This is a genomic window from candidate division WOR-3 bacterium (assembly GCA_016867815.1).
GTDB lineage: Bacteria > Hydrothermota > Tepidihabitantia > Tepidihabitantales > Tepidihabitantaceae > UBA2258.
In genome coordinates this window covers 1-10,723 of the sequence record VGIR01000095.1, presented here as the reverse complement: position 1 = coordinate 10,723, position 10,723 = coordinate 1, and the positions used below count along the sequence as shown (strand labels likewise).

General features: G+C 63.4%; 10 protein-coding genes and 1 pseudogene. 6 read left to right on the top strand and 5 right to left on the bottom strand.

The window, feature by feature from the left end:
- The first annotated feature begins 162 nt into the window (after positions 1–162).
- From FJY68_11805 to FJY68_11785, 5 genes and pseudogenes are all read left to right on the top strand, one after another.
- Positions 163–791, top strand: a pseudogene (locus FJY68_11805) (four helix bundle protein).
- Complete coding sequence (locus tag FJY68_11800) at positions 792–1,820, top strand: asparaginase (GenBank protein ID MBM3332511.1); 1,029 nt, start codon at positions 792–794, stop codon at positions 1,818–1,820.
- On the top strand, positions 1,817–2,050 hold the full coding sequence (locus tag FJY68_11795) for a DUF3795 domain-containing protein (protein MBM3332510.1): 234 nt from the start codon (positions 1,817–1,819) through the stop codon (positions 2,048–2,050). Before FJY68_11800 ends, FJY68_11795 begins: the two co-directional genes overlap by 4 nt.
- Before the next feature lie 64 nt (positions 2,051–2,114).
- Positions 2,115–3,344 (top strand): hypothetical protein, encoded by a 1,230-nt coding sequence (locus tag FJY68_11790; GenBank protein MBM3332509.1) that lies wholly within the window; start codon positions 2,115–2,117, stop codon positions 3,342–3,344.
- Between the two features lie 45 nt (positions 3,345–3,389).
- A complete protein-coding gene (locus FJY68_11785; GenBank protein MBM3332508.1) occupies positions 3,390–4,409 on the top strand; it encodes an ROK family protein in 1,020 nt (339 codons plus the stop codon).
- Positions 4,410–4,463: 54 nt separating this feature from the next.
- Here the strand turns inward: FJY68_11785 and FJY68_11780 are convergent, their stop codons facing one another.
- Genes FJY68_11780 through FJY68_11760 form a run of 5 tightly spaced genes read right to left on the bottom strand, consistent with a single transcriptional unit; the run spans position 4,464 to position 10,178 of the window.
- Positions 4,464–5,126, bottom strand: a complete 663-nt coding sequence (locus FJY68_11780) for a hypothetical protein (protein MBM3332507.1) — start codon at positions 5,124–5,126, stop codon at positions 4,464–4,466.
- Complete coding sequence (locus FJY68_11775; protein ID MBM3332506.1) at positions 5,123–7,780, bottom strand: DNA translocase FtsK; 2,658 nt, start codon at positions 7,778–7,780, stop codon at positions 5,123–5,125. The genes FJY68_11780 and FJY68_11775 overlap by 4 nt, the downstream gene beginning before the upstream one ends.
- Before the next feature lie 52 nt (positions 7,781–7,832).
- Positions 7,833–8,459, bottom strand: coding sequence for a site-2 protease family protein (locus FJY68_11770; protein MBM3332505.1), 627 nt, complete (start codon positions 8,457–8,459; stop codon positions 7,833–7,835).
- Positions 8,459–9,823, bottom strand: a complete 1,365-nt coding sequence (locus FJY68_11765) for a CCA tRNA nucleotidyltransferase (GenBank protein ID MBM3332504.1) — start codon at positions 9,821–9,823, stop codon at positions 8,459–8,461. The genes FJY68_11770 and FJY68_11765 overlap by 1 nt, the downstream gene beginning before the upstream one ends.
- A gap of 40 nt (positions 9,824–9,863) precedes the next feature.
- On the bottom strand, positions 9,864–10,178 hold the full coding sequence (locus FJY68_11760) for a DUF3467 domain-containing protein (protein MBM3332503.1): 315 nt from the start codon (positions 10,176–10,178) through the stop codon (positions 9,864–9,866).
- 325 nt (positions 10,179–10,503) lie between these two features.
- On the opposite strand from FJY68_11760, the gene FJY68_11755 reads away from it, so the two are divergent.
- Positions 10,504–10,723: hypothetical protein (locus tag FJY68_11755; protein MBM3332502.1), on the top strand; the 220-nt coding region annotated here is incomplete at its 3' end.

The window sequence follows — 10,723 nt, the reverse complement described above, 5'->3', positions numbered from 1 at the left end:
TTGGTGTTCATAGCTGTCTCCTCTCGGTGGTAGGTCTTAACGGACTATAACTCACTACCATTCGAAGGCGAGACAGCTTTTTGTCAACAAATACGCTCGCCACACCACCAAATCCTATAGCACTCACGGACGAACAGGGACGATGCGTATCAAGAGCAGCCGATGACCGGCGAACCGCTGATACCGAAGCACGGAGGGTATCGGAAGCTCCGGAGCTTTCAGGTAGCGCAGCTTGTGTACGATGTGACGGTCAGGTTCTGCGACCGGTACGTCGACAGGCGCTCGCGGACGCACGACCAGATGGTGCAGGCGGCAAGGTCCGGAGTGCAGAACATTGCCGAAGGCAGCCTTGCTTCGGGCACATCCAGGAAGACTGAATTGAAGCTGACGAACGTGGCGCGGGCCAGCCTTGAGGAGCTGCGGCTGGACTACGAGGACTACTTGAGGCAGAGAGGACTGGGGTAGTGGGAGCCGGAGCACCCGGCGCTCAAGCGGTTCAGGGCGAGGCGGGTTGCGACGATGGAGGAGTTTGCGGAGTGGGTGCAGAGCGAATTGACACGGACAAGCACATACGGGCATGGACCGGTACGGACAACCGGAAAGTCCGTGATTGTCCGTGGGGGCAGTGGCGGTCAGCCGAGCTCGCGGCCAATGGAGCCCTGTCGCTGCTGAACGTCTGCTGCCACCTGCTGGATCGACAACTCGGGGCGCAGGCGTCTGCCTTTGAACGTGAGGGCGGCTTCACCGAGCGGCTCTATCGGGTGCGAAGCGAGAAGAGGAGCAGACTCTAGATGACGATCCTTGCCAATTGCGAGGGTGGGGTGGGGATGAAGGCGGCGCGGGAGGTGCTGGAGCGCGGCGGGTCGGCGCTGGACGCGGTCGAGGCGGGAATCCGCGTGGTGGAAGCGGACACGAGCATCGATTCGGTCGGCCGGGGCGGAGCTCCTGACCTGCTGGGTGTGGTGAGCTGCGATGCGGCGGTGATGGACGGGGCGACCGGCCGGACCGGAGCGGTCGGCAACCTGCGGTACTTCCTGCACGCCGTGTCGGTGGCGAGGGAGGTGATGGAGCGACTTCCGCACGTGATGCTGGTGAGCGAGGGTGCGGAGCGGTTCGCACGCGAGATCGGGGCGCAGCGGGCCGAGATGTTCACCGAGGAGGCGCGGGCCCGGTACGAGCGCTGGATGAAGGAGCATTCGTCTGCTGCTGAGTTTCGCGAAGGTGGTGGGTCGTGCGCGCCACCCTCACCCTTCCCTCCCCCTCAAGGGGGAGGGAATAGAAGGGAGGGGGTCGAGTGCAACCTGTCCGGAGAGGAACTCGTGAGACTTGCCTGGGAGTCGAGCCGGGAGAAGACGGCAGGCGGAACTGTCGTGTTCCTCGGCCTGGACGGCAACGGTGACATAGCTGCCGGCACGAGCACATCGGGCTGGGCGCAGTGCTATCCGGGAAGGTTGGGCGATTCACCGGTGATCGGCGTCGGCTTGTACGCAGACAACCGCTACGGGGCCTGTGGTTGCACGCACGTGGGCGAGATGACGATCCGCGCCTGCACGGCGCGTTCGGTAGTGCTGTACATGAAGGCTGGAGCCGGCGTGCGCGAGGCGTGTCTCGAGGCCGTACGTGACCTGCGGTCGCTCAGAGGCGGCTACATCGGACCGGTAATCATCCACGCGATCGACCGACGCGGTACTCCGTGTGTCATCAGCACCGGTCCGGTTGTGAAGGGACTGGACTACTCCTACTGGGGTGGCGCCGGCGACGTCGAGAAGCGCAGAGCGGAACTCGCCGGTCCGGAAGTGAAGTCCGAAGAGGTCTTGTGAAGATCGGGGTTTGCGGCATTGCCTGCGAGAAATGCCCGAGGATGGTGAAAGGGACGTGCCCCAGCGGCGACGCGGGGTGTGTCCCGAAGGAGAACAAGTTCTGCAAGATAGCGACGTGCGCCTTCAAGAAGGGCGTGAGGCTGTGCTTCGAGTGCGCCGATTTCCCCTGTGAGACAACGAAGGAAGGGCCGATAGCGTTCGGCTACTGCCAATACATCAGGGGCAAGTGAAGGCAAGGCTTGCGGTCTGTTGGACCAGCCTTGACTTGGGGCAGGCCAGTAATATCCTAGACTTGTGATTTGCATCTATGAGGGCGACGGCCTTGAGCGGCTGTCGCCGCTTTGCGATTTGCGGCCCGCCTTTGACCTGCGCTGCGGGCGTTTCACACTGCTCGAGAAGTACCGTCGTCTGTATCCGGATGAGCCGGTCTTCCTCTGGGTACGCGACGAAGTTGCAGGTATCGCCGCCGAGGCGCACCACAACTGCCGAGTGAACACGAATCCACGGCAGGGTCGGCTGTTCCTCTCCGCAACTGCTATCCTCGATGAGCCGGTGTCGGCCAAGGGGCCGGAATCGGTGCTGATGGCCGGCGACGAGGTCGTCGGCTTCCGCGTGTGCGCGGAGTGCGTGGCGGAGCTGAGCTCGGTGCGCGGCCTGCGTGCCGACCTCGCTGAAGAGCAGGTAAGGGCGCGGGTGGTGAAGTGGCCGTGGGACCTGGTGGAATACAACGCGGCGGAGTTGCTGGAAGAAGCCGAAGTCAGAAGGCAGAAGTCGGAAGGCAGAAGGCAGGCGTCCGGACGCGGCAGAATCGAGCGAGGGGCGATGGTGGTTGGCGACCGGAGGAAGCTGCACTTGGAGCCGGGCAGCCGGGCCTGGCCGGAAACGGTCATCAGCACGGAGACCGGGCCGGTGTTCATTGACATGGACGCGGTCGTGCGCCCGGGCAGCTTTGTCGAAGGGCCCTGCTATGTCGGTCCGGGTACGGTGATTGACGGTGCCAAGGTGCGGCCGGGCTGCAGCTTCGGGCCGCGTTGCCGGATCGGCGGTGAAGTCGAGACCAGCGTCTTCCAGGGGCACGCCAACAAGCACCACGAGGGCTTCATCGGCCACGCCTTTGTCGGCGAGTGGGTGAACCTTGGGGCGATGACGACCAACTCGGACCTGAAGAATGCCTACCAGCCGGTGCAGGTGAGCTGGCAGGGGAAGACGATTGACACCGACCTGCTTAAGGTCGGCTGCTTCATCGGTGATCACGCGAAGACGGCCATTGGGACGTTGCTCAACACGGGTACACGGGTCGGTACCTTTGCCAACTGGTTCGAGCCCGGGCTCTCTCCCAAGGAGGTACCCGCATTTGCTTGGGGCAGCGAGGCCCGCTGGCCGCTCGGCCACGTCCTCTCCAATGCCCGCAAGGTGATGGCTCGGCGCGACGTGACGCTGAGCCCCGCGTACGAGCAGGCGCTTCGTAAGCTCTACGCACGTTGTGTGAGGTCGGAAAACGGGGACAGTCCCACGAAGCGCTAGGACGCGCGGTACAGTCCCCGTTTTCCGCGTGAAGCATCGAGCGTGATGCGTAGAGCTTCATTCGACATCGGCATCGACCTCGGCGGTACCAACATCAAGATCGGGCTGGTTGACGGTGTGGGCCGGGTCAGAGCCCGGCGGGTTCTCTTGACACGTGCCGCGTCCGGACCGACGCAGGCTCTGAAGCGGATAGGGGCGGTGGTCGAGGAACTGCGGAAACGACGGAAGGTCGCCTCGGTCGGTATCGGGATCGCGGGACTGGTCGACCACGCTGCCGGCATAGTGCGCGTGCCGCCGAATCTGCCGGGATGGAACGGTACGCCGGTGAAGCGGACGCTCGAAGGTATCACCGGTCTGCCGGTGTACTGCACCAACGACGCGAACGCGGTAGCTCTGGGCGAGTCGCTGCACGGAGCGGGCCATGGCTGCCGGCACCTGCTCTGCGTGACGCTAGGCACCGGAGTCGGCGGCGGGATAGTCGCGGACGGCCGACTTCTCACCGGCGCCAACGGCGCGGCCGGAGAGATCGGCCACACTGCCATCTTTGCGGACGGGCTGCCTTGTCCCTGCGGTCACAATGGCTGCGTCGAGCGTTACGTCGGGGCGCGCTACGTGGAGGACCGGGCGCGGAAGCGGGTGCGGGCGCAACTGAAGCGTCTCAAGGACCACAGGAACCAGATCTCGCTCTTTCCGGGGATGAAGACCGAAGGCCCAAGCCTGATGTTCGAGTTTGCCAAAGGGGATGCGGCGGGGATAACGATGCGCGAGATCGGCCGGGCCGCGCGGGCCGGCGACCGGCTGGCCCTGGCCCTGGTTGAAGAAGTCGGGGACTACCTGGGCACGGCGCTCGCCAACGCCGTGGAGCTGCTGGACCCGGAGCGTATCGTTATCGGCGGCGGCGTGAGTGGCATCGGCAGACCCCTGCTGAAGGCGGTGCGGAGATCGGTGTTCCGCCGAACCCAGGCTTTGCCGGGTCGGAATCTGGACATAGTCTTTTCCGAGCTTGGGATCGAAGCCGGGATCGTCGGCGCCAGCCGGCTCAGGAAGTTAGCAGAGAGCAGCTAGCAGTTAGGAGTTCGACTCCTAACTCCTAACTTACTAACACCTAACTAGGCTGGTTCAGACCTTTTCCATCAGGAAATCCCACAGGCCGTGGCTGGAGACCGGCTTTTCCATGATGAAGCTGCCGTCCTGGATGAACGGCCGGAATTCCTGCGCGTAGTAGAGGCGGCGCTGAGCGGTGTTGGTGCTGTACCAGTGCTTGCCCTGCTTCAGGATACGATGGAGTGTGGCGTCGTAGTTGCCTTCCATCGTCCGGTACCCGTAGTTCAGGAGCGTGACAAGCATGGCGACGTGGCGTGGATAGGCGACGACCGATTTGGCGTGATTCTTGCGGGCGAGCGCCATCACCATCTCGGCCATGAACAGCGAGTAATTCTGTCCCCGGTACTTGGGGTGCATGTAGGCCCGGCTCAGTTCCCAGCGTTTCATGTCCCGCCCCTCGGCGTCGTGCCAGCGCGGGTCAATCCGGTCGTAGCCCATGTAGTCAGGTTCGGACTCGCGGTTGCCGATGAAGATCTCGAGGATGTCCTCCCCGCCCACAGCATCGTTGTGGCGCCGGATGCTGAACCAGTGGTCGTCGATCCTTATCTCGGGTTTGGCCGCGACGATCTTGCCTTCGGGTTTGGACTTGATGAAGTGCATCACTTCTTCATACGTGCGGCACGGGATCTGTTCCGCGATCATGTTGACCCAGGTGATGACCGTCTTGCGGTCAATCACGATGGCTGCACCTTGTCGCCGGCAAGCATCTTCTGGAGGTCGGCCTCGTTGTCAACCAGCACTTTGCGTGACTTCGACCCGACGTAGGGGCCGACCACGCCGACCTGTTCGAGTTGGTCAATTATCCGGCCCGCACGGGCCCAGCCTATGTCCAGACGTCGCTGTAGCATTGAAACGGATGCCTCTCTGTGTCGGACCACGATTTGCGCGGCCTCGACGAACTTCTCATCCCGTTCGCGGTCCTCTTCCTGTGCCCGATTCCGCTCCGCTTTGACCTGCGGGCTCTCCTCGGGCAGGGCTTCATAGTATTTGCGGGCCATCAGGTTGTCAACAACTTCTTCGGGCAGAATCGTCCGCATATCATCGAGCTTGCGGCGCACTCCCGACTTTTCCTTGTCGTAGAGCACGTCGACGACATCGCTCTCAATCATCTTGCGCGCGCACTCGGCCGGGTTCTCGACCAGGCCGGTGAGCAGTTCAGTCAGGTAGGTTCGCGCCCAGAGGTCGACGATGCGCTTAGCCGCCCGGTCCGAGACGAATGAGCCGTGGAGCCGGGTCGGTTCGCCCTTGCCCGGCGGCAGGAAGAGCATGTCACCCTTGCCGAGCAGGGACTCCGCTCCGTTCATATCCAGAATCGTGCGTGAGTCGGTCTTGGACGCGACCTGGAACGCGGTCCGGCAGGGGAAGTTGGCCTTGATGAGACCGGTGATAACGTCGACCGATGGCCGCTGGGTCGCGAGCACGAGGTGGATGCCGACCGCCCGGGACATCTGGGCGAGCCGGGTGATACGCATCTCGATTTCGTTCGGCGCGCGGAGCATCAGGTCGGCCAGTTCGTCGATTATCACGACGATGTAGGGCTTACGGTCGAACCCTTCCTGTTCGGCCCGTTCGTTGTAGCCGACGATGTCGCGCACGCCGAGGTTGGCGAACTCGCCGTACCGAGCTTCCATGATCTCTACTATCCGGCCGAGCTCCCGCACCGCTTTGTCCGGGTCGATGGTAGTGGTGCCGAGCAGGTGCGGAATCGGGTTGTAGACCGGCAGTTCGAGTTGCTTGGGGTCGATGGTCAGGAAACGGACGTAGTCGGGTCCGGACCGGTAGATGATTGACGCCATGAGCGAGTTGATGCAGACCGACTTGCCCGAACCCGTGGTGCCGGCAATGAGGATATGCGGCATGGTGCGCAGGTCGGCGCTGTATGGCTCGCCGGTGATGGTTGTGCCGAGGGCGAACCCGAGCGGCGACTTCTGGTCGCGGAACGGTTCGCTGGTCAGCACCTCACGCAGGTAGACGGTGCGGCGCTCCTTGTTCGGCACCTCGATGCCGACCGCGTTCTTGCCCGGGATGGGCGCGAGGATGCGGATACGCTCGGCGGCGAGCGCGAGCGAGATATCGTCCTGCCGGCTGGAGATGGACTGGATCTTCACCCCCGGCGCGGGTTCCATCTCGAACCTCGTAATCATCGGGCCTGACTGAATGTCCGATATGCGGCCCTCGATGCCGAACTGCTTGAGCTTGTCGATCAGGACCAGCGCCTCGGCCTCGGATTCCTTCCGGTCCTTGAATACATGGTCCTTCTCGCCCGGCTGGTCCAGCGAATCAAGGAACTGCTTCTGGAAGTCGCTCAAGTTGAACTTCATCGGCTGGTGTCGACGGACGGGCGCGGCCTCTCGCGGGATTTCCGGTTGGCGGTAGACGGCGGGCGATTCGCGGTCCTCGGGTTCCCGTTCCTCGTCTGCGTCTGACCGGTCAGAATCGTCGGACGAGTCCGACACCGGTTTTCCTGCAGGCTGCTGTCCGGGGCTCGGGGCTTGAGGCTTGATGATTGCGGCTTCGCTTGCGGCCGCTTCCTTTCGGTCGAGGCTGGGAGCGGCGATCAACGGTTTCTCCTCGGGCTCATGCCTGGGGCGGGCGAAGAGCCCGGCGACGATGGCGCGCAGCCAACCGAGCTCCGGCACTCGCAGCTTCGTGAACAGAGCGAGTACCATCAGGAAAGTGCCGACCAGCAGGATGAGAGTCCCGACCGGGCCGATGAGCTTCTGGAGACCGTGGACGATTCCCAAGCCCGCTTTTCCTCCGAGAGGGTAGAGCGGTTCCCAAGCGAGTCGGCCCGGCCTGGGCAGCGGGCCGGGGAGTGACCAGCGGCCGCCGAAGTAGGAGAGGAAGAGGTCAAGGTACAGGCCGAGCAGCAGGATGAAGCCGGATTGAGCCAGGTCCGGCCTGACCGGACGCCGGAGCCAGATGTTCAGCGCCCAGGGCACGGCCAGCGCCGCAATCGCGTACGCGCCAAACCCGAGTCCCATCAGCAGCACTCCAGCATACCATCCGCCGACCACGCCGCCGAGGTTGTGCTGGCTGCGGAACTGGTAGGCCATGAGGGAGGCAAGCGTGAACAGGCAGAAAGTCCAGACCAGCGTGCCGGTGAACGGACGCCACGATTTGCCCCGGCGCAGGTACAGGATACCGAGCATCGCCACCAGCACCGGTCCCATCAGGCTGAACCAGCCGAACAAAATGTCAAGCCCGCTAGCCAGCCAGTACCCGAGCGGACCGCAGTAGTTGGTGCTGACCGGCCGGTTCACGAAGTAGTGAAAGAAGAGGCTGGCGAAGGTAAAGAGGACTGCGATCGCCGCGGCGAGGATGATTGCCACCCGCGCGCCTCGGTTCGATGTTCCTTTCCGGGCAGTCCGTTTCGCTGCCACGTCAGACAATCTGTCGCCCGACAAACAGCAGGCTGAACAGCTTCAGCAGCGGGGACATGTACAGCCACAACAGGTTGACGTTGGTGAGCTGGCCCAGGAAGATGATGCCGATGAGGATGATGAAACCGTAACGTTCGAGCCGGCCGAACGCGGCGGCCAAGTTCGGCGGCAGCAGATGGTAGAGCAGGCGCGAGCCGTCGAGCGGTGGTATCGGTATCAGGTTGAAGAAGCAGAGAATCAGGTTGAAGAGCACGAAATAGCCGGTCAGTATCGAGGCGAAGCCGCCGACGTGGAACAGGTCGAGCACGCGCAGGATGATCCCGGAGACGCCGGCGGTGAGCAGATTCGCGGCCGGGCCGGCCAGGGACGAGATGGCCATATCCCGGGTCGGATGGCGGAAGTTGCGCGGGTCGATCGGCACCGGCTTGGCCCAGCCGAACCTGAAGAGGAACAGCGCGATGGTACCGATCGGGTCAAGGTGCTTGATCGGATTGAGAGTCAGCCGACCCATCATCTTCGCGGTCGGGTCTCCGAGTTTCCAGGCAGCCCAGCCGTGGCTGAACTCGTGGATGGTCAGGCCGAAGAGAATCGCCGGGGCGGAGAGGATGAGGCCCTGGATGTCAAACATCAGCCAACCTTCGGATGAGCGAGTCGTTGCAGCAGCGCGCGTTCTTCTGTCACGGAGCGGATTCTACCGTCGAGCCGGGCGAAAAGCAACTGGTCCAGAATCTCCCTGTACGCCGGTCCCGGCTTCAGGCCGGCCGCGCGCAGGTCGGCGCCGGTTGCGGCGATGCCAACCCGCCTGTAGTTATCGAGGAAGGCGCTGATGCTCGTGCTCACGGGTCTGGTTTCCAGGGGCGCGAGCACGGCAAGCGCCGGCTCCGGTACGGAGCGCAGTATCCTGTAGACGCCGCTCGGCTTCAGCTTGCGCCTGAGCCAGGGCCTGAGCTTCCCGAACCCGGCCACCGCTGCGGCGGCGTCCCGCTCTTCCTTGCGGATCGGGAACCGCTCTGTGACCGGCAGCACGCTGAGCCAATAGATGAAGAGCAGCTCCGGCGGCAGGCGGTTCCGAACCAGCCTTTCCAGGCCGTCGACAAACCCGCGCGGCGGCGTCCAGCGCAAGGCGGCCTCGAGCAGGCGCTCGCGAATGACCGACTTGACGATCGGCAGAACCAGCGGCTCGGCGCAGATAGCCCGGAGTTCGTAGAGGAGCCGTTCCGGGGTGAGGAATGCGGGGAGGCGTTGTTCGACGGCGGAGCGCATCAGGTCAGCGGTCTGCGGTTCGATCTTGAACCCCAGCCGGGCGGCGAACCGGAGGCAGCGGAAGATGCGCGTCGGGTCGTCGCTGAAGCTGCGAGCGTGGAGTGTCCGCACCCGGCGATGTTCCAGGTCGGCGCGGCCGTCAAAGGGGTCGATGAATTCGCCGAACGCGCCGGGCGTGATTTCCAGAGCCATCGCATTGATGGTGAAGTCGCGGCGGCCGAGGTCACCAACGATGCTCGCGGGGCGCACCGCGGGCAGCACGGCCGGCCGCTCGTAGCTCTCCGCCCGGGTCTGCGTGATGTCGATGTGCTCCACTGCTTGAGGCTTGACGCTTGACGCTTGAGGCCGGTCGAACAGGACCGTTCCCGTCAGGAAGCGGCTGTGATAGACAAGACGGCCGCCGAACTCCTTGGCGACTGCGGCACCGAACTCACGGCACCCTTCCTCAACTGCTACATCGATATCCTGCAAGCCGGACGAAGTCGGAATCTCACCACCAGGAGACCCAGTCACCAGGGTCTCGGACTCAGAACCTCTTTGTGTCTTCGTGCCTCTGCGAGGAACTCCCTTCTTTGTCCGGCCGAACAGCAGGTCCCGGACCGGGCCGCCCACAAGAAAGGAGCGTGTGCCGAGGTGGTTCGCGATCTCGCCCAGCCGCTCGATCAGTTCGCGGTTGGGCAGAGCAAGCGGAGGCCGCTCTCCGTCAGCCGGAGCACGGGAATTCGTCATTCTGACTTCGGAATTCGGACTTCCCGCGCCCTGGGCGCGGTCAGAACCCCATGCTACGGGCGATGTCTTCTTCTTTGCCGTGGAGCTTTATCTTCCCGAAGCGGTCTTCGTACTTTTTGATGTTGTCGGCCAGCGCGTTGTGGAGCAGCAGCGAGTGCTGCGGTGTCATCACGATGCGTGAGAAGACCTTGGCTTTGGGCAGGCCAGGCAGTATCCGCGCGAAGTCGATGATGAACTCCGACGGCGAATGGGCGATGAGTACGAAATTCGAGTAGACGCCCTCGGATTCCTTTTCGCCGATTTCTATCTGGACGGGCGGACCCTGGGGCGTTGGACGGTTTTCTTCCTGAGGCATGGGTGGCTCCTTTGAGTCAGATTGTAGAGGCGCTGCACCGAGAGTCAAGGCGAGATTGGAGCGACCAGAGTCAGACGTCAGAAGGCAGACATCCGAAGTCAGAAGCACCGGACGCGTCTGCATTCACTTGCGGTTTCTGACTTCCGCCATCGGCCGGGTGCAGCTCAGACGCGTCTTGACAACCGAACGTGGGATGGTATAACTCAAGTGCGGTTACGAGGTTCCGCGCCGGTGGCTGCCCTGCTTTTGCTGGGCAGTCTGCACCCACAGCCGGCGCGAGCGAGCCCCGATAGATGACTGAACGGCAACCTTCAGGAGGCAAGGGATGAACAAGTTCGTGCTCGTATCTTTGTGCTGCGTACTCGCCGGCATGGCGACTGGCCAGTCATGGCAGAACGGACCTCAGTCGTCGTTCGCCTACTGCCGTTTCGACGGCGAGTACTTCCCGGGCACGGCCAAGGTCTATTTCCTCGGCGGTCGCTTCGGAACCTCCACGACTCTACCCGACATCTACAGTTACACGCCCAGCACCGACTCCTACGCTG